Here is a 26354-nt window from a genome sequence, read left to right as displayed (position 1 = left end):
TCTTCCGTCCTCGACTGTTTCAAAAAAAGTGAAGCAAGTCCGCCAAACGGAATAAATCAGCGTTTCCTTAACTATTTTGTGGGGGAGAGACCCTTTTGCAAAAGGGCCCCCCCACGCCCCCACCCCCTAAAATCTTTATTGTTCGTTAGTGTGCTGACGGCTGTCGCGACTACGAATTTTGTGTAAAAACAGAAAAACGGCCCTTTGCAATCCGGCAGAGCAGAAATCATTCTGCCAGGATGCAAAGGGCCGTTTGGCGTGACATTCAAGGAGCAGGCTAGCCCCTGTCCAGAACCCGCAGGGAAACAGCCTCGGCCAGATGGGTGGTGTCTATGCGCTGCCGTCCCTCCATATCCGCAATGGTGCGGGCCATGCGCAGCACCCGCGCGCAGGCGCGGGCCGACAGGGCAAGGCGGTTCACGGCCGCTTCCATCAAATCATGACCAGCGGCGTCGAGCGCGCAATGCTCGTCCAGCAACGCGCCTGAAAGCTCAGCGTTGCAGTGCGGGCCGTCAGCGCCATAGCGCTGCCGCTGCACCGAGCGGGCCGCGAGCACCCTTTCACGCATGGCGGCCGAGCCTTCTCCGGCGCGGCCCTGACGCAGATCCGCATAAGGCACGGCGGGAACTTCCACATGCACGTCAATGCGATCCAGCATGGGGCCGGACACGCGCGCCTGATAGCGGGCACGCTGGTCGGGGCGGCAACTGCACTCATGCGTGGGATCGCCGTGATACCCGCAGGGACAGGGATTCATGGCCGCCACCAGCATGCAGGCAGCGGGAAAAATCACGCTGTGCGCGGATCTGGCAATGTGAACAACGCCGCCTTCCAGCGGCTGGCGCAGCGATTCCAGCGCGCTCTTCTGAAATTCCGGCAGTTCATCAAGAAAAAGCACGCCCCTGTGGGCAAGGCTGACCTCGCCGGGGCGCGGGTAGGTTCCCCCGCCCACCAGGGCCACGTCCGAAATGGTATGGTGCGGCGCGCGAAACGGCCTCTGGCGCACCAGCCCCTGATGGTCGGTCAGCTTGCCGGCCACGCTGTAGATCTTGGTGACTTCGAGCGACTCCTCGAAGTCCAGGGGCGGCAGAATGGTGGGCAGGCGCTGCGCAAGCATGGTCTTGCCGCTGCCGGGAGGGCCGAGCAGCAAGACGTTGTGCCCGCCAGCCGCAGCTATTTCCAGCGCGCGCTTGGCGGCCTCCTGCCCTTTGACTTCGGCAAAATCAAGGCTGTGGCCCAAGGGCGGCAGATCGTCCATTTCCGGCTCCGACAGGGGCTCAAGAGGCTCCCTTCCGGCCAGAAAGGCCGCGCACTGCGCGATATTACGGGGAGTATAGACGCAAAGGCCGCGTACAACGGCGGCTTCTGCCCCATTGCCCGGCGGCACGATAATGCCCGCAGCCCCGCGCTGGCGGGCCAGCAGGGCCAGCGGCAGAACGCCGCTCACCGGGCGCAGTTCGCCGCTCAGGGAAAGCTCCCCGGCCATGAAAAACTGTTGCAGATTTTCGGCGGGAATGGCGCCAGAGGCGGCCAGCAGGCCAATGGCAAGAGGAAGGTCATAGCTGGCCCCGCTCTTGCGGCGCCAGGCCGGAGCCAGATTGACGGTGATTCGCGCTGGCGGCAACTTGAAATCGGCAGCCCTCAGAGCCGCGAACACCCTGTCCTTGGCCTCGCGCACGGCCGTTTCGGCCAGGCCCACCATGGTGAAACCCGGCAGGCCCTGGCGCACGAAGTCCACTTCCAGTTCCACGGGATAGGCGTCCACGCCTTCCACGCCGCCGCTGTTCAGCCGGACTACCACCGGGCCTCCTTGCAAGGCTTCAACCGCCGTAGCGGTGGGCGTCCGCTCGCGCGAACGCCGGGGCTACACCTTGAAAAATCTATTCCACCTTTTTGCCCATACGGTCCCAGCGCATGTCGCCAAGCCCGCCCCACGACCAGTAGATGCGCCAGGCCTTGGCGCGGATGGCGCTGCGGCCCACAAAACCCCAGAAGCGCGAATCCAGCGAATTGTCGCGGTTGTCGCCCATGACGAAATACTTGCCTTCGGGCACCGTCACCGGGCCGAAATTGTCGCGCACCGGCTCTATGCGGTCGGGCTGGGTAAAGCGGATATAGCTTTCCTTGACGGCCTCGCCGTTGCGATACAGCTGCTTGTTGCGCACCTCGATAATATCGCCGGGAACGCCCACAATGCGCTTGATGTAGTCCACGCTGGGGTCGTTGGGGTATTCAAAAATGATGATCTCGCCACGCTGTGGATCACTGCCCTTGTAGACGTAGTAATTGGTAAAGGGCACCTTGACGCCATAGGAAAATTTGCTGGCCAGCAGATGATCGCCCACAAGCAGGGTTTGTAGCATGGATTCTGAAGGTATTTTAAATGCTTGCACGACAAATGTACGGATTACGAGAGCAAGCAGCAAGGCCACTAAAAGGGCTTCGCCATATTCGCGCCACAGGGGCTTTTTGGGAGGCGCAGATCTCAAAAGCGTGGTCATAGGGTGCTGTTCCTTATTCTTTTTGGCTCTTAGGCCCAATTATATGCAGGCTGCAAAGTATGCACTTATGCGCGCCCAAAGGCAAGGCGGGGTCAAACTGAACTTACTCTGGAATATATATTCATTACGCCCACCCGCTCAAAAAACAAGACCCCGGAGTATCCGGGGTCTTGAACATATGGGCTGGACGCCAAGGAAGCACCTATTAAAGAGCCTCCGGGAAACGCGCTGGTATTTCCTTTGGCAAGGCGCGATCTTTTTTCAAGCAGGAGTGGACTCTTCCGTCCTCGACTGTTTCAAAATAAGTGAAGCAAGTCCGCCAAACGGAATACATCAGCGTTTCCCTGATATATGCGCTGGTCGCTCAAGCCTGGAGCAGTTTACGAATGAAATGAGTTAAATGCTCTGCAAGGATTTTTCTGAAAAATCCTTGCCACGAAATGCGAGCAGGCGGGCTTTTGCCTGCCGTACGCGAGCATTTCAAGTGTTAAATGCTCTAGACAGTGTAGTCACGAGATGAATTTTCAGTCATATCAAGGAGAACCAGCTTTTTATGCAGGGAGTGTACTCTGATGGTACTCGACCGGAATAAAAGGCGAAGTTCGACGAAGAGATGCCTGAAAAGGCGCTCGTGACGACACTGTCTACGGCAGGCGCAGGGCAAAGTTGATCACAAAGCACACAGCGATGCAGACCATGACAAAGTTGAGATCCTTGAAGCGCCCGGCCAGGGCCTTGATGCCCACCCAGCTCACAAAGCCGAAGCCGAAGCCCGTGGCGATGTTGAAGGTCAGGGGCATGCTGATGATGGTCAAAAAGGCGGGCAGGGCCACGGTAAAGTCCTTGAAGCTGATGCGCCCCACTTCCTGCATCATCATGGCGCCCACGATGATGAGCACGGGCGCTGTGGCGTAGGCGGGCACCATGCCCACCAGGGGGGAGAAAAAGAGCGCCAGAAAGAACAGAGCGGCAATGGTGACGGCCGTGAGGCCAGTGCGTCCACCCTCGGCCACGCCCGCCGCGCTTTCAAGGTAGCTGGTGGCGGTGGTCGCGCCCATGACGGCGCTGGCCATGGTAGCCATAGAGTCGGTGATAAGGGCTTTGTCCAGGTTCTCGATGTGGCCATCTTCACGAATGAAGCCCGCCTTCTGCGAGAGGCCGATAAGCACGCCCATGTTGTCGAAAAGATCCACCATGGTCAGGGTAAAGATGATGGAAACAAGCCCGTGGTGCAGCGCGCCCTTGATATCCATCTGCAGGAAGGTCTCGGTGGGCATGGGCAGGCTGGCGGAAAAAATCTGCCCCTGCGGCAGGGGCGACACGCCAAGGACGATGCCCGCCACGGTGATGGCCAGAATGCCGATGATCATGGCCCCGCGCACGCGCAGCGACATCAGGCCGCCGATAAGAAAAATGCCCATCACGGAAAGCAGGGTCTTGGGATTGCCAAGGTTGCCCAGGGTCACGAAGGTGGCCGGGTCTGCCGCGATGATGCCGCAGCTTTTCATGCCGATAAAGGCAATGAAGGCCCCAATGCCCACCACGATGGCGAACTTGAGATCCATAGGCACGGCATTGATGATGAGCTGGCGGATGCGCGTGACGGTGAGCAGCAGAAAAACTATGCCCGATATGAACACGGCTCCGAGGCCCGTCTGCCAGGAATAACCCGCAGGGCCGCAAACGTAGTAGGCGAAAAAGGCCGTGATGCCCAGCCCCGGAGCGACGCCCACGGGAAACTTGGCCCAAACGCCCATGACAAGGGTCGCGAGAATGGTCACCCAGATGGTGGACGCCACGGCGGAGTCCTTGGGCATGCCCGCGTCGGCCAGCATGCCGGGCACCACAAATATGAGGTAGCACATGGCCATGAAGCTGGTGAGACCGGCCAGCATTTCCCTTTTGACCGTACTGCCTCGCGCGGCGGGATTGAACAGTTTTTCCAGCACACTCATGGCGTTTCCTCCTTGCTGTGCGACGCCAGACGGGGCTCGGACATGAGAGCATTCACCACGTAAACGCTTTACTGCCCGCCCCAGAAAAAAACCCAAAAAACCAAATGCCGCCCGCAGGATGCGCCGTCTTCAATGGCGTGGCGCTGCCTTTGCGATTCAGGCAGCAAGCACAAGAGACGGGGCAGGAGCAAAGGAATACAACAAACTGTATGGATATGAAACGAATGTGCAGGCATGTTTCCGCCTGCGTAATGAAGGCGGCAGCATGCCACAGACGGCCCGTCATGTCCACAGACTTTTGGAAACGCGCAGTCATTCCGTTTGGCGGACTTGCTTCACCTTTTTTGAAACAGTCGAGGACGGAAGAGTCCGCTCCTGCTTGAAAAAAGATCGCGCCTTGCCTGAAAAAACGAAGACTCCCCGGCTGCCCTAAGCTGCCGGGGAGTTGTGGAAGTATTTTGGAAAAAACTGATTAAATGGCTCTTATAATCTTGCAAGCAATACCTGGAAATGCTGAGTTTTCGTGTTTGGCCAGGCGCGAGCCTTTTTGAGTGGGGGCTGGACTCTTCCGTCCTGCCCCCGCTCAAAAAAGGCGAAGCAACAACGCCAAACGCGAATAAATCAGTATTTCCCTAACGGCCCACGCCTATGCTCGTCTGCACCTGCCCCTTGGGCTGCACGCGCACGCCCTGTCCGCAGCCGCAAAGCAGCAGGGATGCCAGCAGGGCCAGCAGCAGGGGCACCGGCAAAAGGCGCAGCAAAAACCGGCGGGCAGGCCGCCGCAAATCCGTATCAGGCACGCGGCCGTTCCTGCAGAATGCGCGCGCCTTCGGGCACATCCTGGGTGATCCACACATTGCCGCCAATGACAGCGCCCTTGCCTATGGTCACGCGTCCAAGAATGGTGGCCCCGGCATACACTGTGACGTTATCGCAGAGTATGGGGTGCCTCGGTATGCCCTTGGTCAGGGTGCCGTCCGCATTTTTGGGAAAGGACAAAGCCCCCAGGGTAACGCCCTGATACAGACGGCAGTTGCGCCCGATAATGCAGGTTTCGCCAATGACCACGCCCGTGCCGTGGTCGATGAAGAATTCCTCGCCAATGCTCGCGCCGGGGTGCAGATCAATGCCCGTTGCCGAGTGCGACATTTCTGAAATGATGCGCGGAATCACCGGAACCTTGAGGTTATACAACTCGTGGGCGATGCGGTGGTGCAGCATGGCCTGCATGGACGGATAGCAAAAAATGGTCTCGCCGGGGCTTGTGGCGGCAGGGTCGCCCTCATAGGCGGCCTTGGCGTCACTGGCCAGCAGGCGGCGAATCTCCGGCAGGCGATCCATAAAGGCTCCGGCGGCTTTTTCGCCATCCGACTCGCAGGACGTACAGGGATTATTCTCCCCCGCACAGCCAAAGCAGAACCCGCGCACTATCTGTTCGCACAACATGCGGTAAATGGTATCGAGATTGGCCGAAAGGTGGTAGCGCATGGACTCGCGCCATACCCTCGCGGAACCGAAATACCCCGGAAAAATGGCCGCCCGCAGGCGTTCCATAATTTCGGTAAGGTCCTTCAGCGAAGGCATGGCCGCGCCCTGAGCCGGACGATGCCACACCGCGTCCAGTGAGGAGGGGTGGCAAAGGCGCTCAACCACGCTATCCAGCAGAGGCATGGTCGTAGCCTTGAGGTCACGCATTTCACTCATAGCAGTATCCTGTGTTTTTCTTTCCTTGTATACTGAACGGCATGCTCAAGCAACACCGTTGCCATACTGCGCGGTGGGTGGCGTTGTGCTGCCCGGCGGGCGGCGCGGCGTTCAACTGCTCAGCGGCCGGTGGCGGTACCGCACGGCCCGGCGGGCGGCGCGGCGGGTGGCGTTGTGCTGCCCGGCAGGCGGCGCGGCGGGCGGCGGGCTAAATTTTTTCGCCAGCCCGCCGATAAGACTGTTGCGGCAGGGCTTGTTCCCGCCGCAAAGGAGCATGCCATGAATGACGTACAGATGGGCATGAGTGTTGCCATCAGTCGTGAAGCTCTGGATTTTCAGGCCAGCATGTCTGCCGCTGTGATCAACGGCAGCATCAACAAGGGGCAGGAAATGCAGATGCGCATGAGCAAGGATGCCGGTTTGGCGGCTCAGGGCATTGGCGGCAAGATCAATATTGAAGTCTGATCGCCGCTGACGCGCCAGCATGCGGGCCACGGAGCCACGGGGAGGATTTTTGTGCCCCGTGCCCGTGGCCCGCATTTGTTCTGGCGGCGCGGGGGCTCGTTGACAATTTTTGCTCTTGGGGTAAGCCTGTACGCCAGCCGCCCTGATGTTTTTACGGGTTCAGCCCATTTGCGCGGCCCACTCCGCCCCCAAGAGGTATCACAGTGAAAATTCTTGTTACTCCCCGCTCTTTTGGCAAAACCAATCCCGAACTGTTCGACCGTCTGGCGCAGGCCGGGCTTGAGGTCGTGCGCAACGACACGGGCGGCATCCTTTCCGCCGACCAGATGCGTGAAAAACTGGCCTCGTGCCAGGGCGTCATCTTGGGCGTTGACCCTATGGACGCCTCTGTGCTGGCCGCCGCGCCGGAACTCAAGGCCATCGCCAAATACGGCGTCGGGCTGGACAACATTGACCTTGAAGCCTGCAAGCAGCGCGGCATCGCGGTGTCGCGCACGGTTGGGGCCAACAGCAACGCCGTGGCCGACTACGCCCTGACCCTCATGCTGATGGTGGCGCGCAAGGCCGGGCTTATTGACCGCCGCTGCCGCGAGAAAGACTGGGGCAAGATCACCAGCATCGACCTTTACGGCAAAACCCTGGGCATCATCGGCCTCGGAGCCATTGGCCGCTGCGTGGTCAAACGCGCCCAGGGTTTTGGCATGAAAATTCTGGCCCACGACATATCCTGGGACGAAGCCTGGGCCAAGGCCGAAGGCGTTGAACGCGCGGATGTGGATCGCATCTGCCGCGAGGCGGACTTTATCACCCTGCACACGGTGCTGACGGACGAAACCCGCAACTGCATCAGCGCCGGGCGCATCGCCACCATGAAGAAAACGGCGGTCATCATCAATACCGCTCGCGGCGGGCTTATTGACGAAGCCGCCCTGCTGGCGGCCCTTCAGGCTGGCAGCATCTACGGCGCGGGGCTGGACGTGTTCGAGCAGGAACCCCCGGCTGACCCGGCCTGGTATGCGCTGGACAACCTTGTGATGGGCTCGCACTGCTCCTCCTCCACTGCCGGAGCCACGGAAAGCATGGGCCATATGGCCGTGGACAACCTTTTGCGGGATCTGGGGCTGTAGACAGCGGCTACGCCCGAATTTTGCTCTCTCCTTTGATGCAACATAAACCGCCCGCACTTTCATACGAGAGTGCGGGCGGTTTTGTTTGCGCTTAAGATGCGCCGCCAGTCGGCACATCCTTTCTTTTATGAATTCTTCAAAATGAATTCATTATGCTCGGCTGTCGGGTCGGTCACCGTCACATGGGTGGTGGTTATGGTAAGGTCATGGGTTGCATTGGTGAAGGTATGGTCGTCTGTCTTCTCCCACTGCGAGCCGTCCAGAGACATGGAGTTATCCGTACCCATCTTGATGCCCGCATTTATGAGCTCATGCATATCCGTCAGACTGCCCACACCAGCACCGGTAACAACAACTTCAATGCCTTTTGTTTGCGTAAAGAGGTCGTCAATAGACAGGCCTCCGCGATCATTGTTGCTGACCAACAGAACGTCGATGTTGTTGTCCACCAAAGTCCCGTCGCTGGCGATCGAACCGCCAACGATAACGTCGTTGGGGTGGAAGACAAATACATCGTTGCCGTCGCCGCCGTACAGGTGATTAACGCCAGCCCCGCCGTCCAGAAAATCATTGCCAGCGCCGCCAAAGAGATAGTCGTCGCCAGCGTCGCCGTACAGGTGGTCGTCGCCGCCGCCGCCGGAGAGAATATCGTTGCCGGTTCCGCCGTGCAGGGTGTCGTTGCCAGTGCCGCCGAAGATCAGTTGATTCTGCGCCTCACCTGCGTTACCGGACCCGGTGAGAAAGGTGAAGTTGACATCAATGTGGCTGCTGTCCGAAACGCCGCCGTGGTTGTCACTTGCCGTGTAGGCGAAGGTTTCTTTCAGCGTGCCGTCTGCCAACGTGTCGTTGGCGTGGGCCTCCGCCAGTTTGACCAGATCGGCGTGATCCGTGCTCAACTGGTAATGGAACTCGCCCGTAGCCTTGTCGAAGTTCAGCGTGCCGAACAGGCCATGCACGCTGCCGCCGTCCGTAATGTCGTGAGCCATGCCGTCAACACCGCTTACAGAGTAGCTGAGGTGGTCGTTCTTGTCCTCATCGCTGGCGAGGACGGACATATTCTTGAGGTCAGTGGCCCAGCCAGAGCCGGGGATGGGGCTGTCCAAGGTCAGGGCCAGGCCGATGCCGGCGGCTCCCGCCGCCACAGGCGCGTCGTTAGCGCCGGTAAGTTGCAGATCAAGGTTCTGCCTGGCCGTGCCGCCGTGTTCGTCTTTCACCACAAGGGTGTACGTGCCTATGGAGAGCTTTTCACCCACGCCCAGTTCGGTCAGTTTCTGCTTTTCTGCCTCGTTCAGCTCGAAGGTGTACGTTCCAGTACTGTCAATGGTCAGGGTGCCGTAGCCGGGCACTTCCACGGTAGTCTTGCCGCCAGCATCGGGGGTTCCCCCCTCAATGGAGTAGGTCAGGTCATCGCCGTCGGCATCGGTGGCAATGAGCTGCCCACTGGCAATATGGTTCCCTGCGCCGTCATCCTTTATGTTAGCCGTTGCAGAACTTGACGTGATAACGGGTATGTTGTTGGTGCCCGTGATGGATACCGTGAAGTGGGAGGAATCATTACCGCCAACGTGTCCGTCTGCAGCATTGACGGTGGCTGTAATATCCAGCGTCTCTCCTCTGGCCAGTTGACCAAGGCCGTCCGTGACGCCCTTGAACGTATAGGTGGCCTCGCCCGTATTGGTACCGCCCGTATTGTCCAGCACCATCGTGCCCATCTTCACCGCGCCGGACTCGTCTGAGGCGCACTGCACCCACTTGCCGTCGGCGCCCTTCACCGCATAGACATCCAGGGTGTCCGTGCCTGTCTTGCCCTTGGCTTCGAGCGAAAGCGTGACCTTGTCACTGGCGTCCACATCACTGAAGTGGAGAACACCACCCACGCTGTAGCCTGCGGTGGTATTGGTGAGTTCAAAGTGCTCACCAGAGCCTGCGGCAGCGCCTTCACTTTTGTGCAGGCTGATGACAGGAGCGTCGTTGGCGCCGTTGATGGTGACCGTGAGGTCAGCCGTGGTTTTGCCGCCCTGCCCGTCGGCCACCTGAATCTTGAAGGTAACGTACCTTGATTCGCCTTCGCCAAGCTCCTGCACGGCCTTGCTGCTGGTGTTGAGGTGGAACTCGTAGTTGCCCTTCTTGTCCATAATAAGGGTGCCGAGCTTTTCTCCATCCTTTGTAATATAATCTTGCATGCCCGTGGTCGTGCCGCTGTCAGTGGCGACAGGGCTTTCAGTGCCGAAGGTGGCGCTATCGTCACCGACAATGCCGAAGGTAAGCTTGTCCTTGGGCGAGCCGTCAGCGTTGACGTCCGGGTCTTTAGCTGTCACCTGGCCCTTGGCCACCATGTTGGTCATGTTGGCGCCGTCTTCGGTGACGACATGCTGCGCATCGCCGGACAGAATCGGTTTGCCTGTGGCATCATCCACAACGAACGTGGGCGCGTCGTTGGCATAGTCAAGGCTGGCCTTCAGATCGACCTCTACCGTGTTGCCTTCCCCCAGGGTATTGTTGCCGAGAGTCAGCTTCGCCGTGTCTTCTACCTTGCCGCTGTAGTTGTTACTGCCGTCGGTGGCCGTGGCAGGGGCCTTGTAGGTATAGGTATATTCGCCGTTGGGCTTACCGCTGTTGTCCTTGCACATAGTGACGGTGAAGGTACCGCCCTTTTCACCCGCAACGGTGAATGTGTCGGTAATGATCTGTGCACCATTGGCGTCAAGCGGCCTGAGGGCGTTCGTTTCGTCATGGTCCCGGTCAGCTACAGTAAACTTGCCTTCAACGCCGCTGGTCCATTCCCAATTGCCGTTGCCGTCGTCTACCTGTTTGACGCTGACGCCTGTTCCTGCACCCACTTCATAGGGAGCGTCATTACTGCCGGTGATCTTAACCTCAATGGTGCTCTCTTGGTTATCCATCTTCACCGTGAATTTTTCGGTGATTATATCGCTACCCTTCAAGCCCTGCACCGCCGGGCTGTCGTTGTTGAGGGTATAGGTGTAGGTTCCGTCAGGCAGCAGGGTGATGGTGCCGTATTGGGTAATGATGGATCTGGTATCGGCCACGGAGTCACCATTATAGCCCGTAAGGCGAAGGGTGGAGCTGGAGCCTTCAAGGATGTCGCCACTGGCCGTAAGCTTACCGTCTTCCGCCACTTCAAGTGGCATTGTGACCTTGAATTCTGGAGGCGTGCCGCTGCCGTCGCCGCCGCCATCGCCGCCACCCGTGCCTCCGCCAGAATGCGCCGTTATGACCACAGGTATGGTTTTGTCGGCCACGGCGTTGTGCGAATCGCGCACATAGATTTCAAAGCGGTCTGTGTAGCCCGCAACCGAGGGAGCGACGTCGTAATCCAGCACATAGGTGTAGCTTCCGCCGGGCTGAAGGACCAGCGTGCCGTAGTCACCCTTGCAGCTCTGCACCACGTTGCCGTCTTTTACGAAGAAGAACTTCAGGTCTCCGGGCTTGTCGTCCACGTCAGAGGCATACGGGGCCACGGTGCCCGTGGCCGGGGTGTAGGCCGTGGCGGTGTCTGTAATAACGTTATCGCCCGTGCCCATATTGTGGGCGGCCATGTAGTCCTTCAGGGCAGCCTGACCTTCTGCCGTCTTGAGAGCGTTTTGGACGAGCTTATCCCAATATGTCCCCTGGGCATTGTTGAAATTGCCATATTGATAATTGTTCAACGCCCAGTTCTCACCATTCATGTTGCTGACGAGCCAAGCCGGTCTAGCCCCGCCCTGCAGAACAAAAGTGATAAACTGCTGGAGAGCTGCATCGTGAGAGATGCTGCCTGTGGCAATTGCCGCAACATCGCCGTCCGTCACCGACTTGGGCAGATCAACAACAACCGGGGCGTCGTTGGTGCCCTTGAGGGTGATATTGAGGGACGAAACAACGTCCGCACCATGGGGAGTGCCATCGGTGCCGACGGTGGGGTGCGCGGTTACGACAAGATTGATGTTAACCTGATCTCCCTCGGCCAGCTTGTCGAAGGCCACCCCATCGGATTTGGGGGTATAGGTATAGGAACCATCAGTATTCACATGCAGGGTGCCATAATCGCCGATCTTGTAGTCAACGCTTTCGATGATGCCGTTACTGTTCTTGTTCTCTGTTCCAAAGACGGTAATCTTGTTCTCTGTTCCGGGGACGGTGTATGTGAGGCTTTTGGCGTAGTCATACGTATCGTAGCTGTCGGCCGTGCCTTTCGCTCCGGCGACCAAGTTGGTATCGGGGTCATCGACGCCGAGAGTGCCCTTGATGACGCCGCCCTCGATTTTTCCGCCGGCGACTTCAAACTTCTGTTCGTTGTTGGCTCCAAGCTTGCTATCATCTGGCCAGTGCAGAACGCCCTTGGATTCCACGCCCGTAACGCCGTCTTCCGTGATGGTCAGGCTGTTGCCGGTCAAATGGCCCGCGTTGTCTTCACCCTTGATGGTGATCGTGATGGGCTTGATTTCGGAATACGCGCCGTTGGCGTCCTTGACGCGCACATAAAACACGTCCTCAACATGGCTGCCCTCGGCAAGAGAGCTCACGTTTTCCGTCAGTTCGTACCTGTATTCGCCGGTGGCCTGGTCAATGATCAGACGGCCGTACGTGCCTTGCAGGGCGGGGCAATCGCTCTTGAGGTCAAACAGCGTTTCGTCGGCAGGACCGTCTTTCGAGAGGGTGGTGCCGTCCGTTTTCAGGCCGTCAATCCGCTCTTGTGCAAGCGTGCTAGTGGGCTTGACCAGCGAGAAGGTAAAGCCCTCGCCCACGGCGTCATAAGTCTTGCCGTCAACACCGTGGCCAACCTCCTGCTCCCAATCGGCAATCTTGACCTGGCCCACGATCTGGCTCTTGTCCAGATCGCTTTCCGTAATTTCGAGCTTGCCGCCGTTAAGGCTGCCGGAATCAATGGTGGGCCTGTCGTTGGCGCCGGAAATGGTGATGCTGACAGGAGCCTCGGATATAATTTTGTCCCCGTGCGCCGTGTCCTTGATTTGCAGCTCGAAGCCGTCCTTCTTCTCGTCGCCGAGGTTCATCTTCTGCACATCGAGATTGTCATTGTGCACCGAGTACTCGTAGTCGAAACCCTTGCTCTTGCCCTCGCTATCGTAATGGCGCGTGATGAGCAGTTCGCCGTACTTGGTTTGAATGGTGATGGAGGTTTTTTCATCCTTTTCAGCGGCAGCCATGAGAGTATTGAGGTCATACGGCGTGTCGACCCCCTCGACCTTAATGACATAGTGCAGCCTGGCGTCAACCGTGGCAGAGTCCAGCCCCTTTCGGTCCGCGGTATCCACATCCGTGGCATACAGGCGGCCCGTGGCAGTGCAAACACCATCGCTGGCGTCCTCGTACTGCCTGGCTTTGTCGTTGGTCACTGTGCTCTGGGGCTTCACGCCCGCCTCCACGAGGCGCAGGTCCTGATGCAGCAGGTCCCTGCTGATAACGGTGGGGTCGTCGCCGCCCTTGATGGTCAGAGAAACCTCGCTGTCTGTGACATCATAGGCTCCCTGAGGGTCGCGCACCGCAATATCAAAGGTAATATCCTTGCTGTCCTTTTCCCCCATAGCCTTGACGGTGGGTGAATCGTTGTTCAGCGTGAAGGTATAGTTTCCACTGTTGTTTATGCTCAGTTTGCCGAGATAGTCACCGGGTTTCTCGGTGGTGAGGCTGCCGTCAAGCTTCACATAGAACTGCTGCGCAATTGTGGAACCGTCGTCGTCTACTATGAAGTACTCGAGCTTGCCCTGATCGCCTGAATCCGCGTCAGTGGCTTTGACCGTGCCGGAAATGCTCCCTATCCCGCTGCCTTCCGTTATTTCGTTGGCCGAGATCCACTTCGGTTCTTCCAGCACGGGCGCGTCGTTGGTGCCCTTGACCGTAATGGTGATGGCGTTGGCGAACGATGTGCTGCTATGGCCGTCATTGGCGATCACCGTGAACGTGAAGGGCGCAGAATCGTTTTCACCCAAGGCATCGACCGTGGGGCTGCCCATATCGAGCACGAAGATATACGAACCGTCTTCCCTGAGATAGAGTGTGCCGTATTCGTTCGTGATGGTCGTGCTGTTGGTGGCCTTATAGCCGTCAGGCACGCCGCCAGGCACACTGGATTCAGGAAAAGGCGTGGCTCCTTCCAGTTTATAGGTAAGCGTGTCGTGTTCGTAGTCCTCGGCTTTCACAGAACCGCTCACGCTTTGCTTGAAGTTACCGAGGCCGGGGTCGTCGGCATTGGTTGCCTCCACCGGCGTGAGTTCTTTGTCGTTGAGGCTGTTGCCCGCTATGGCTTCGCCGCTGTACACGCCGTCGTCCTTGACGGTGCCCGTGCCGCCTGTGATCTCATAGGGCGCATCGTTGGAACCGTTGATGGTCAGCGTGACCGTCGTGTAGGCGTAAGCGCCGTGGTTGTCCACCACAGCCACGTTGAAATTCAGAGACAGCTGGCTGGCATCTGTCATTTTCTGCACGATTTCGACATCATTATTCAGCGTAAACGCATAGTTACCTTCGCTGTCCATGGTCAGCGTACCGTAGGTTTTGCCGTTGACCGGATCGGCGGAAAGCTCAATCTTGAGCTGACCATTATCAAGAACAGGCTTATCATCCTTATCGTACACGCCCACCACAAAAAGCGTGCGGTGCAAGGTTGCGCCGTTCAAACCCTTGTCGGGATCGCCACCGAGGGCCAGGCCATAGGTGGGCGTGTCGACCGTATCAACGTCCTGAGCAGTGATCTGCCCCGAATGGTCTTTGCCGGCAACGTCAAAGCCGGCCTCAGTAACAACAAGGCCTGCGGGCGTATTCGTGATGGTAGGCGCGTCGTTGCTGCCCTTGATGGTGATGGTAATATCTTTCACTACGTCGGCATGATTCTCGCCCGTGCCGCTGTCGTTGGCGTAGAGGGGAATTGTAATTTTTGTGCTGTCACCTTCGCCAAGCCTGTCCGCGGGGCTATTTTTCGCATCGTTGAGCGTAAAGGTATACTCGCCCTTGTCGTTGATTTTCAGCGAGCCGTAGTAGTCGTTGTAGCTGTCACCCTTGGCCAGAAAATCCACCTCTGAAATGATCGTTCCGTCGCCAAGCACATAGACGGTGACGGTTTGGCTGCCCTTGCCCAGGACTGTGCTTGCGCCGCTGACCTTTAGTGCCGTTTCGACCCCTTCGCTATTAGTGCCCGTGATGCCCCATTCAAGATGTGTATTATCGTCCTTGTCCACATCGGTTACCGACACCTTGCCCTCCACCTCAAGAAGATGCCCGCTGGCTCCAGTGCCGCCCTTTTTGGTGGCCGTGGTGTTCTCTTTGCTCTTGAGTATGTAGGTGCCATTCAGGATAGCCGCTTCCGTGGGGGTGTCTCCCTCTTGGCTATACACGCCAGATTCCTTAACAGTCCGATTTTGAACCGTAATCTTGGGCATGTCATTGGTGCCATCAATACGGATGCTAATGTCTTTCGTATCCCACGCGCCGTGATTGTCCTGCACCACGGCGGGGACGGAGATGGTCAGGCCTTCATTCAGGTCTGCAGACTGGCCTCTGCCATCGTTATCGTCCAGGGCCTGCACGCAGGCGGCATTCTTCTCAAGAATAAAGGTAAATGCGCCCGTGTCGGGGTTCATGGTAATTTTGCCATAATAATTACCGTTAGTGGGCTCGTCAGTGCTGAACGTGTATATTGGTTGGCCGTCAGCACCGTACTGGAGCTTGCCCTCAGAGTACACAGGCAGCACAAACAGCGCTTCTACCCGAGTGTCCACGCTGTTCTCACCCGTGCCCACCAGCTTAAAGCCGTAAACCAGGTTGTCGCTGGTATCCACATCCTCCCCGTGAACCTGGCCGGAAACCGTCCTGTTTTTCAGAGAGCCATCTTCCGTGACAGTGTTGTCGTTGTTCGTCCAGGTGACAGGAATTTTTGCAAAATACGGCCGTTCATTGCTGCCGATGATGGTGATGTCAACCGTGTTGTCCGAACCGGAATCACCGGACACGTCGGAACCGCTGCGCAGCACGTTGGTCGCGTAGTCCTTTCCGCCATGTTCGTCTTGCACGGTGGGCGTAAAAGAAATTTTTACAGACTCGCCCTCGGCCAGCTTGTCTACGGTGCTGTTGTCCGTGCTGTCGAGGACAAAACGGTAGTCGCCGGTTGTGCTGCTGAAGTGCAGCGTGCCGTAAGGCGTAACAATAACCTTGTCATAAGACGCAAATTCGGGTGCAGAATTTGTGGCATCAACTGCGCTGTAGGACTCGCCAGCAATTGTGATGGCTTCAAAGCCATAGGTCAGCTTGTCGCCGTGGTCGGGGTCAACGGCCACAATTTTGCCGTCGGCGGTCAACTGGTGCTGCCCCGCGTCCGTGCCGCCATCCGTGGTGGATTTATTTTCATCGGTCAGCAGCTTTTCCGTGCGGTCGTCCGCCCCGTATTCGCCAGCAAACACGCCCTGGTCTTTCAGCGTCAGGTCGGTCACGCCCGTGATATCCGGCGCGTCATTGCTGCCCGTGATGACCACGTTGATGGGCTGAGTGACCGTATGCCCCATGCCGTCGTTGACAGATATGACGATGCCGTCAGTGACCTGCTCGCCTTCTGCAAGCTGGTCTGTCTTGCTGTACGGCTCCTCCTTGAGGGTGTACGCGAAATCAAAAGTGATGTTGGAGCCGCCGCCCTTGGGCGTGATGACCAGAGAGCCGTAGTCGCTCTCCACCGTGGTGGGGCCGGTGAGGTTGACAACCACCGTCTTGCCGCCAATGCTGACGGTCGCGGTGAGGCTGTCGCCATCGGGGTCTTGCACACTAAAGCTGCCCGTGACGCTTGGAGCGGGGCTGGCGGGGCTTTCGCCGTTCCAGCCGGTTTCTGTCAGTCCGAGCGTGATGGGCGCGCCGGCGGTGCTGAGCGTGGGGGCGAGGTTGTCAATAAAGCCACTCTGCCACTCGTCGGTTGACTGCTGACCGTCAAAACCCAGGCGGTAATCAAGCTCGTTGAGATGCCACGTGCCTTCAGCAAGGCTCATATTGGCATACTCGCTGTAGCGCGCGCCGCGCTCGGCACTGGCCGCAGGGCCGGCAGCGGGGAGCAGATCAGGCCCGAATGCCTGAAAAAAGTCCGTGCCTGCGATTATCTGCCCGTCGATCTGAAACTCCGGCATTTCTTCTTTATTGTATGCCGTATAAAAATTCTGCAATTCTATTGATGCGCCGTCGCCAAACTGAAAGAATAAGCTGTTGGAACCTTCGGGCCGGTCAATGTTTACCTGATCCGCTGAAAAATCCAGAATCATGCGGGCATCAGGAGTACTGGGCACAACAATGTGCTGTCCTTGGGCCGGGCGTGAAAGCTTGACGTCTGCCATGTGAGTGCACCTTTCCTGCAGGCTTCTTGGTACAGAAGGGCTGCGTTTAGTAAAATACGTACAAAAAATAAAAAGGGCTGGCCCGCGCCGTAAACCAGACGGCGCGGTACAAACAATGCAAAAAAGGCACCAATATAGTAGAGAGAAGAGGAAGAGAATCCTTCCACGCAAAAGAGCCGCCGCGCAGTGCAAAAAAATGCACTGCGCGAAGCTTTTTTTGGACATCATAGTCATCGACCATGCGGCAAAGACGATGATGCGTTAAGACAGGTGGGGAAATTCAGGGGCAATTTCCGCTACAAGAACGCGAACGAAGAGAGCTGACAGCAAAGCATGCTTCAGACAATGTAAACAACAGTTCTTATTCTTGGCAGGTTGAATTTAACGCCATTTCTATATACGTGTCAAGAATTATAATTCTGATAATGTATTTTTACTTGCCCACGACCTGCATGCTTTGGCCGCGCCACACCTCACGGTGTGTGCCTGGCTGGCAAGTATGACAACTCCGATGCCATTGCCCCCGGGCATCCATGCAGTCCTATCCGCCCCATATTCCCCTACGGAAATACAACTTCTTGTGTCGGGATTCGCGCATGCTGCCGCAGGCAAGCCCAGGCAGGCGCTCTGCTGCGGCAACTGCGCTAGCCTGCTTTTTCATGAGACATTGCTGCACATATCAGCACAGGGTTTTCACACCTGCAGCAGCCCTATTATCGGATAAGGATAAAAAAATATAGAATTACACATTAAAGATATGGCAGTTTTACTGTTAAAGCAGCAGTGCCCACAGTTCAAGCAACCTCTTGCAGCCTTTTTTCACGTCCTTCGTTACATTTTTGTAACGAACACCATACAGTCTGCTGCAAGCAAAAAAAGAGAACCACAAGTAATATAATGACATATCATATATGAAAATGGCTACGCCATCACGGTCATGCGGCGCATACCGGCTCTGCTGGCAGCATTCCCCTGTGCAAGCCACCCCGCCGCCTGACACCCGCCCCAACCGCACGGCATTCGAGCGCCCGTCGTTCGAATGCGCGCCGCCAGGCAACCGCCCGCCGATTGCGCTCCGGGCAGCCGATTGCGCTCCGGGCAGCCGATTGCGCTCCGGGCAGCCGATTGCGCTCCGGGTGGTTGCCTGCGCTCCGGGCAGCCGATTGCGCCCCGGGTGGTCGCCTGCGAAGCGGTTGGGGCCTGACATCCGCGTGACCTGTTGCGCTCCGGGCAGCCGACTGTGAGGCCGTTGCGTCGGTGCGCCCGCTGGGGTATTCATACGCTCGCGAGCCGGACAGGGCGGTACGTGACCCCCCCTGAGCATACAAATACAAAGCACACAGCGCTGGAGAACCTCTTGGCATTTCTGAGCATGCAGGGCGTGACCCTGAACCTCGGCGGCAAGCCGCTGCTGGACGCGGCGGATTTTTCCGTTGAAACGGGCGAAAGGCTTTGCCTCATCGGACGCAACGGCGCGGGCAAATCCTCGCTGCTGGCGCTTCTTGGCGGGCAGATGCAGCCGGATTCGGGCATCATCATCCGCCCCGGAACCCAGATCGGGCAAATGCCCCAGGACGTGCCCGAAGACTGGCAAGGCTCCGTGTTTTCCCTGGTGGCCGCAGCCCTTGGCGACGAAGGCAAGGCCCTTGCCGCCGCCCATGCCGGGACGGGGCCTGACGCGGCCGTGGCCGACAGCGCGGAGGCGGCCAATCCCGCGTCTTTTGACGGCAGCGCCGATACCGGGCAGGACGCCAACCTTCATTCTGGCTCAGACTGGGAGCGCTACGGCGAGGTTCTGGCCGTCATCAACCATCTGGAGCTGGACCCGGATGCCGAGTTCGCCTCGCTCTCAGGCGGAACAAAGCGGCGTGTGGCGCTGGCGCGGGCGCTTGTGTGCTCTGAAGACCTTATTCTGGACGAACCCACCAACCACCTTGATCTGGCCACCATAACCTGGCTGGAAAACTTTCTGCTGCGCAAGGCCCGCACCCTGATTTTCGTCAGCCATGACCGGGCTTTTTCCCGGCGGCTCGCCACCCGGGTGGTGGAGATCGACAGGGGCAAGCTGCACAGCTATTCCTGCGGCTTCGACCGCTACCCCGAACGCCGTGAAGAGCGCCTGGCCGCCGAAGAACGCGCCTTTGCGCTTTTTGACAAAAAACTCGCCCAGGAAGAGGCGTGGATACGTCAGGGCATCAAGGCCCGCCGCACGCGCAACATGGGCCGGGTGCGCGCCCTTGAGGCTCTGCGGGTCGAACGCGCCGAGCGGCGCGACAAACAGGGCAACGTGAGTATGGCCGCGCAGGAGGCCGGACGTTCGGGCAAGCTTGTCATCGAGGCGGACACCATCGCCTTTGCCTACCCCGGCAGGCCGCCGCTGTTCAGCGGATTTTCCACCATCATCCAGCGCGGCGACCGCGTGGGCCTCATCGGCGACAACGGAACAGGCAAAACCACCCTGCTGCGCGTGCTGCTTGGTGAACTGGCCCCCACGGAAGGCACGGTGCGCCTTGGCACCAATTTGCAGATCAGTTACTTTGACCAGCTGCGCGAAAGTCTGGATCCGGAAGAAAGCGTCATGGACAGCGTGGCGGAAGGCAACGACGTGGTCACTGTGGGCGGCAACACGCGCCATGTGGCCGGATATCTGCAGGACTTTCTCTTTACCCCGGATCGCCTCCGCCTCCCGGTCAAGGCGCTTTCCGGCGGCGAGCGCAACCGCCTGCTGCTGGCAAAGCTTTTTACCCGGCCCTCCAATCTGCTGGTGCTGGACGAACCCACCAACGATCTGGATGTGGAAACGCTGGAACTTCTTGAAGAACTGCTGTCGGAGTATTCGGGTACGGTGCTTATCGTCAGCCATGACCGCAGCTTTCTGGACAATCTCGTCACCAGCGTCATCGCCCTTGAAGGCGACGGCAAGGCTCACGAATACGTTGGCGCGTATACGGATTGGCTGCGCCAGCGCGCTACCCCGGCGCAGGACAGAAAATCCGATGAAAAAAACGGCAGGACAGGACAGCAGACATACCAGCAGGCAGGCCAACAAACGGGCCAACAGCCGGGCCAGCAACCGGGGCAGCAACAGCCGCCCGACAGGCCCCGCCGACGCAATTTCAAGGAACAACGGGAATTCGACCTGCTGACCAAGGAACTGGAAGCCCTGCCGGAGCGCATGGACGCGCTGGAACAGGAGCAGGCGCGCCTTGAAACGGCCCTGACCGACCCGGAGCTTTTCAGCAGGGACCCGGCGGCCTTTACCCGCACAACCGAGCGCCTCGCGGCGCTGGAAGAAGAACAGACGGAACTGCTGTTGCGCTGGGAAGCTGTTGAGCAAAGGTTGGAAGAACTCGGCTAGACAGTGTGGTCACGAGCGCCTTTACAGGCATCTCTGCGTCGAACTTCGCCTTTTATTCCGGTCGAGTACCAACAGAGTACACTCCCTGCATAAAAGGCTCGTTCTCCATGATATGACGGGTATGACTGAAAATTCATCTCATGACCACACTGTCTGGGGAAACGCTGGTCTATTACGTTTGGCGGCGTTGCTTCACTTTTTTTGAAACAGTCGAGGACGGAAGAGTCCACTCCTGCTTCAAAAAAAGCTCGCGCCTTGCCAAACGAAACAACTGCGCGTTTCCATGAGGCTCTTTAATCAGTGTTTTCTTAGCTTCCTTGCCGCGCGGGCAGGCCCGCTGGCTCGCGCCGCAGCGGACGCCTGCAACCATTGGGAACCGCGCATCGCAAAGGCATGCCCCGAACGCGCATGCACCGTGAAAATAAAAAAGCGGCCCTTTTCATGACGGAAGCGCACATCGCGTGTGTGCTTCCGTCATGAAAAGGGCCGCTTGCCGTGCTGCCGAAAAAAACACAAGTAGCGCACTGCCCCAGATAAAGGTTTTAGGGGGTGGGGGCGTGGGGGAGGAGACCCTTTTGCAAAAGGGTCCCTCCCCCACAAAGCATTCACCCTTTACTATTCGCCCTACCCATTACCGCTTGCCAAATTTGGCGAGCATGTCCTGAAACGGCCTGCGCCCCTGCTCCGGCTTCTGGCGTTCCTGGCGATTCTCAGTCCGGGGGCGATTTTCAGTCCGGGGCTGCGGCCTGTTTTCACGCGCGGGTTGCCGCCTTTCGGCTTCGGGCCTGCGGCCCTGGTCGCGTGCCTGATCTCGAGCATGGTCGCGCGCCTGTTCCCGTACGGGTGCCGCCTCCGGATTTTTACGCATGGACAGGGATATGCGCTTGCGGGCCGCGTCCACCTCCAGCACGGTGACGCTCACCTGCTGCTGCACGGTCACCACCGTGTGCGGGTCGCTGACAAAGCTGTCCGCCAGCTGGCTGATGTGCACCAGCCCGTCCTGATGCACGCCTATGTCCACAAAAGCGCCGAAGTTGGTCACATTGGTGACGATGCCAGGCAGGCGCATGCCCGCCTCAAGGTCTTCAATGCGCGTCACGCCCTCGGCAAAGGCAAAGGCCTCAAAGGCTTCGCGCGGGTCTCGGCCCGGCTTTTCCAGTTCGGCGAGGATGTCGCGAAGCGTGGGCAGCCCCACGGTTTCCGTCACATAGGCCTCGGGCCTGATGCGCCGCCGCATTTCGGCGTTGGCAAGCAGATCTGGCACGGAGCAGCCGAGATCAGCGGCCATGGCCTTGACGATTCCATAGGATTCAGGGTGAACGGCTGAAGCGTCCAGCGGGTTCGCCCCGCCGTGGATGCGCAAAAAGCCCGCTGCCTGCTCAAAGGCTTTTGGCCCAAGGCGCGGCACTTTTTTCAGATCCTTGCGAAGGGCAAAGGGGCCGTTGGCTTCGCGGTAGGTCACCACAGACTTGGCCAGGGCCGGGCCAAGGCCGGAAACGTGCGTCAGAAGCTCCATGCTGGCCGTGTTCACCTCCACTCCCACCGCGTTCACGCAGCTTTCAACCACATCGTCCAGGCTTTGTTTCAGGTCAGCCTGATCCACATCGTGCTGATACTGGCCAACGCCAATGGCCTTGGGGTCGATCTTCACCAGTTCGGCCAGCGGATCCATGAGCCTGCGGCCGATGGAAACAGCGCCGCGCACCGTGAGGTCGAGGTCGGGAAATTCACGCCGCGCCGTTTCGGAGGCCGAATACACGCTGGCCCCGCTCTCGCTGACCACAAGCACCGGAAGCGAAAGCTGCAGGGAGCGCACGAGAGCTTCCGTCTCGCGCCCCGCCGTGCCGTTGCCAATGGCTATGGCCTCGGCGCCGTAGTCGGCAGCGAGCTTGCGTACCTTTTCCCCGGCGTCCTTGCGCTGGCCCTCGCTCAAAATATGGATGAGGTCGTGGTGCAGCAGCGCGCCCTGCGCATCCAGGCACACAATCTTGCAGCCCGTGCGAAAGCCGGGGTCAATGGCGAGAACGCGCTTTTGCCCCAGCGGCGAGGCCAGCAAAAGCTGGCGCAGGTTCTTCGCAAACACGGCAATGGCTTCGCTTTCGGCCTTTTTGCGCAGGGTCGCGCGCAGTTCCGTTTCCAGCGAGGGCGCAAGCAGGCGTTTGTAGCCGTCGTCCACGGCTTCGCATACCTGCTGCCCTGCGGGCGAAGAATTTTTGACAAACATGCCCCGAAAAAGCGCCTGGGTCGGTTCGGCTTCCGGCAGAAAGCGCAGGGTCAAAAAGCCTTCGGCCTCACCGCGCAGCATGGCGAGCAGACGGTGCCCGGCGGCCTTGGCGGCGCTTTCCTGCCAGTCAAAGTAGTCGCGGAACTTGGCCCCCTCCTCTTCCTTGCCCTTGGCCACGCTGGACGCCGCCACGGCCTTGCGGGCGAAATACTCGCGCATGGCCGCGCGGGCCGCAGCGTGCTCGCTGGCAATTTCAGCAATGATGTCCCGTGCTCCGGCCAGGGCAGCCTCGGTGGATTCCACGCCTTTTTCAACATTCACAAAGGGCGTGGCGGCTTCTTCGGGCAAGAGGCTCGCGGTCTGCTCCAGCAGGGTCAGGGCCAGAGGCTCAAGGCCTTTTTCCCTGGCCATGGTGGCGCGGGTGCGCCGCTTGGGGCGGTAGGGAAGGTACACGTCTTCCAGAGCCGTCATGGTTTCGGCGGCCATGACGCTGGCGCGCAGTTCGTCGGTAAGCAGTTCCCGCTCGGTGAGTGACGCAAGAACGGCCTGCCGCCGCGCTTCCAGTTCGCGCAACTGTGTGAGCCTGTCGCGCACGGCAGTGACGGCCACCTCGTCCAGCGAGCCGTGCGCCTCTTTGCGGTAGCGGGCAATAAAGGGAATGGTGGCCCCTTCGTCCAGAAGTTCCGCCACGGCCTTGGCCTGACCGGGGGCAATGCTCAACTCTTTTGCGATCTGCTCGAAAAACTGCACAGGGGATCCTTTGGTTCGGTGAAAAAACAGGGCCGCAAGGGCGACGGGCGGCGGCGGGCGCTCACGGGAGTGCATACCGTTTTTGCATATGCCCGGCAAGGCAAAACGCCCGTGGGAGCAGGCAACTGACACCTACGAACAGATGCACGACGCGGCAGCTGGAACACCCTTACATGCCTGCGCACAACACGGAATTGCAGGGCCCCATAACGATTCAGGCTGTATCAGCCCATCACTGACGGAGGCCTGACCGCACTGCCTCCCCTGCATTCCAATGTGAAAATGCTCCAACGATTGCAGGTGTTCTGGTGATGCAAGGTTGCTTCTCGAATGACTATAGATTAGGCTGTGTTTTCTGTCGCCAAAACATTCTTTAACAGATACAGGGCATGGTGTTCTTTATACGCGCCAATAAAAAACATTGAGAGAGCATGCGGCGCAGTATAGGCTGAAGCTCTGCATAAAACTGTTGCATACAGCACATTGCACATTGGTTTATATATAGAGCCATAAAAGACCGTCTTCTCCGTGAACCATCTGTCGTCAACGAGGTCATGGCAAAAAAGCTTGCGAAACGAGGCTCGCGGCACGCCTGCAAGAATTTTAGATAGAACCTTCAATTACCCAACATGAGGCAACGCAAATGCGCAGCGATATTTCCAAGTTTATCAAAGGTGTTGACACCAAAAAACGCATTCTGGAAATAGGCCCTTTGGATACGCCCATCTTCAAGAAATCTGAAGCTGACGTATATTATGCAGATGTGCGCAGTGATGCCGAACTACTAGAGATTTATAAAAATGAACCTCGAGTATTAAACGCTGTACCAATAGATTTTGTCATCAAAGAGAGCTACGCCGCAGCACTAAAAGATGTCCCCAAATTCGATTATGTTGTTAGCTGCCATGTTTTAGAACACATGCCCAGACTTATTGAGTTTCTTCTTGATATTCAGAAGATCATGACAGATGGCGGCATATTTTGGGCCTTGCTCCCCGACCATCGTTACTGCTTTGACCATTTCAGACAGCCCACATCATTCGCCGAAGCATGGTATATCCACACCACAAAGATGCCCTACGCCCCCTGGAGAGTCATGGATCACATTCTGGATACAGCAAGATGCAACAACCCCGTTGAATTTTGGAAAGATGACAACCTGGCTGTAGCACACCTGCTCTCCAATGACCGCCAATGGAATGCCGTTGTCACAAGATATCAGAGCGTTCTTGATGGATCTGATCTAGACGGGCATCATTCTGTCTTCACGCCCAAAAGTTTTTTGTATTTAACATACAACATGATTCGCGCGCGCCTTTTCCCATGGCGATATAAATCCTTTTGCTTTACGCCTTACAAGGAATTCACCTTTGCGTTCTCATTGGCAGCCTGCCCTGCCATGCTTTCTGATCCGGAGATGGCGCAATATGAATTGGCAAAAATAGCCGCCCTGCTGGATGAAGATGAAAAAATGCTGAACGGTAAAACAATTCAGTGGATTTAGTGCCGCTTACCCCAAGCGCAGGGGGGAGACAGCTGGAGCAGTTAACGAATCAAGTGGGTTAACTGCTCCAGTCCCGTAATCCTTCCTGCTGCAAAAGAGCCATGCCCCTAGCTCGCGCGCATGCCCCTGCGCGCACCCTTTCGGTGCCCCGCATTTTTTGGGGTTCACCTAGGGTCCCCTCCCCAGACAAAACAGTGACGCGAGCCTTGCCCGCAGCCATTTGCTGTGACATGGCACAGCTTGCCCTTGCCCCCGACTGAAAGAGGCCCGGACGCGGAGAGTTGTCGATGCCCATGCCTCTTCGCGTACAGAGTCTTACTTTCGCGTTACGTCCCCTCTTTTCGTTACAGAGCCTTCCTTTAATGACGGCAAACAGAGCTGCGGCATACCCCAATAGCGGCTTCTTTTGTCATGGCCTCGCATGCCCGTGCCCAATAATATTGTTTGTACGACCAATGAGCTTTACTACTATTCCGATAGGGCATATAAAAAAGTCACGTGAAAAAAATAACAATCGTTCAGAACATACAACATGGCACAGGATACCCCTGGGCCAGCAGGAGGCCATCATGTGGGACGAAAGTTGCGATTATGATGTTGTTCGGGAAATTCGCGTCAAGACGACAGCCTATATTGGCGTTGGTGCCATCAACAAGATTGACGACATTCTGGCCCAGATGAAGCAGGAAGGGATTGCGTCCATTCTTTGCGTCAGCGGCGGGCATTCCTACAAGGTTACGGGAGCCTGGGACAAGGTGGAGGCTGCGGCCAAAAAACACGGCATCACCCTTGCCCTGTACAATCGCGTCACCCCCAATCCCAGCACAGACAGCGTGGACGAAGCCGCGGAAATGGGACGCGCCATCAACGCTGGAGCCGTTATCTGCATTGGCGGCGGCAGTCCCATCGACTGTGGCAAGAGCGCGGCCATACTGCTGGCCAACCCTGGCAAAAGCGGCGAGGATCTCTATTGCTTCCGCTTCACGCCCGAAAAGGCCCTGCCCATCATCGCCATCAACCTGACCCACGGCACTGGCAGCGAGGTGAACCGCTTTGCCGTCGCCACGGTCACCAGGCTCAACTACAAGCCTGCCATTGCCTACGACTGCATCTATCCCCGCTTTGCCATTGACGATCCCGCCCTGATGACCGGATTGTCCATGGAACAGACCAGATACGTCTCCATCGACGCCGTCAACCATGTGGTGGAGGCGGCCACAACAACGGTTTCAAACCCTCTTGCCGTCAATCTGGCCAGGGACACCATCCGCCTTGTGCACAAGTGGCTGCCCGTTGCCCTGGAAAACCCCACTGATCTCAAAGCCCGTTACGCTCTCTGCTTCGCTGCCCTTGAGGCTGGCGTCGCCTTTGACAATGGCCTGCTGCACTTCACGCACGCGCTTGAACACCCCCTGAGCGCCGTAAGCCACGACCTGTCTC

General features: G+C 58.1%; 12 protein-coding genes. 5 read left to right on the top strand and 7 right to left on the bottom strand.

Annotated features, from left to right (window positions below; genetic code table 11):
* Nucleotides 1-277: 277 nt before the first annotated feature.
* The 5 genes from RBR41_RS07050 to epsC all read right to left on the bottom strand — a co-directional run bounded on the left by RBR41_RS07050 (nt 278) and on the right by epsC (nt 6160).
* Nucleotides 278-1801: a YifB family Mg chelatase-like AAA ATPase gene (locus RBR41_RS07050; RefSeq protein ID WP_320351880.1), complete on the bottom strand. Its 1524-nt coding sequence runs from the start codon at nt 1799-1801 to the stop codon at nt 278-280.
* A gap of 79 nt (nt 1802-1880) precedes the next feature.
* Nucleotides 1881-2501 carry a signal peptidase I gene (gene lepB / locus RBR41_RS07045; RefSeq protein ID WP_320351879.1) on the bottom strand — a complete coding sequence of 207 codons (621 nt, stop codon included), beginning with the start codon at nt 2499-2501 and terminating at the stop codon, nt 1881-1883.
* 644 nt (nt 2502-3145) lie between these two features.
* Entirely contained in the window at nt 3146-4456 is a 1311-nt protein-coding gene (locus RBR41_RS07040) for an NCS2 family permease (RefSeq protein WP_320351878.1), read from the bottom strand.
* A gap of 632 nt (nt 4457-5088) precedes the next feature.
* Nucleotides 5089-5256 carry a hypothetical protein gene (locus RBR41_RS07035; RefSeq protein ID WP_320351877.1) on the bottom strand — a complete coding sequence of 56 codons (168 nt, stop codon included), beginning with the start codon at nt 5254-5256 and terminating at the stop codon, nt 5089-5091.
* Nucleotides 5249-6160: a serine O-acetyltransferase EpsC gene (epsC, locus tag RBR41_RS07030; RefSeq protein ID WP_320351876.1), complete on the bottom strand. Its 912-nt coding sequence runs from the start codon at nt 6158-6160 to the stop codon at nt 5249-5251. The genes RBR41_RS07035 and epsC overlap by 8 nt, the downstream gene beginning before the upstream one ends.
* Nucleotides 6161-6439: 279 nt before the next feature.
* On the opposite strand from epsC, the gene RBR41_RS07025 reads away from it, so the two are divergent.
* Together RBR41_RS07025 and RBR41_RS07020 are read left to right on the top strand one after the other, a co-directional pair.
* Nucleotides 6440-6625: a hypothetical protein gene (locus tag RBR41_RS07025; protein WP_320351875.1), complete on the top strand. Its 186-nt coding sequence runs from the start codon at nt 6440-6442 to the stop codon at nt 6623-6625.
* 203 nt (nt 6626-6828) lie between these two features.
* Nucleotides 6829-7752 carry a phosphoglycerate dehydrogenase gene (locus tag RBR41_RS07020; protein ID WP_320351874.1) on the top strand — a complete coding sequence of 308 codons (924 nt, stop codon included), beginning with the start codon at nt 6829-6831 and terminating at the stop codon, nt 7750-7752.
* A 125-nt stretch (nt 7753-7877) separates the two neighbouring features.
* Here RBR41_RS07020 and RBR41_RS07015 read toward each other — a convergent pair whose 3' ends face one another.
* Nucleotides 7878-17078 carry a VCBS domain-containing protein gene (locus RBR41_RS07015; RefSeq protein ID WP_320351873.1) on the bottom strand — a complete coding sequence of 3067 codons (9201 nt, stop codon included), beginning with the start codon at nt 17076-17078 and terminating at the stop codon, nt 7878-7880.
* Nucleotides 17079-18435: 1357 nt separating this feature from the next.
* Between RBR41_RS07015 and RBR41_RS07010 the strand changes: the two genes are divergently transcribed.
* On the top strand, nt 18436-20436 hold the full coding sequence (locus RBR41_RS07010; RefSeq protein ID WP_320351872.1) for an ATP-binding cassette domain-containing protein: 2001 nt from the start codon (nt 18436-18438) through the stop codon (nt 20434-20436).
* A 631-nt stretch (nt 20437-21067) separates the two neighbouring features.
* Here the strand turns inward: RBR41_RS07010 and RBR41_RS07005 are convergent.
* Complete coding sequence (locus RBR41_RS07005) at nt 21068-23410, bottom strand: Tex family protein (RefSeq protein ID WP_320351871.1); 2343 nt, start codon at nt 23408-23410, stop codon at nt 21068-21070.
* Between the two features lie 643 nt (nt 23411-24053).
* Between RBR41_RS07005 and RBR41_RS07000 the strand changes: the two genes are divergently transcribed.
* Both RBR41_RS07000 and RBR41_RS06995 read left to right on the top strand, forming a co-directional pair.
* A complete protein-coding gene (locus RBR41_RS07000; RefSeq protein ID WP_320351870.1) occupies nt 24054-24914 on the top strand; it encodes a class I SAM-dependent methyltransferase in 861 nt (286 codons plus the stop codon).
* Nucleotides 24915-25483: 569 nt separating this feature from the next.
* The coding region (locus RBR41_RS06995; RefSeq protein ID WP_320351869.1) for an iron-containing alcohol dehydrogenase at nt 25484-26354 on the top strand (871 nt) is incomplete at its 3' end.

This window comes from Desulfovibrio sp. (genome assembly GCF_034006445.1).
GTDB lineage: Bacteria > Desulfobacterota > Desulfovibrionia > Desulfovibrionales > Desulfovibrionaceae > Desulfovibrio.
Note: the sequence above shows the minus strand (reverse complement) of the source record. Positions and strands in the feature narration are given on the sequence as shown.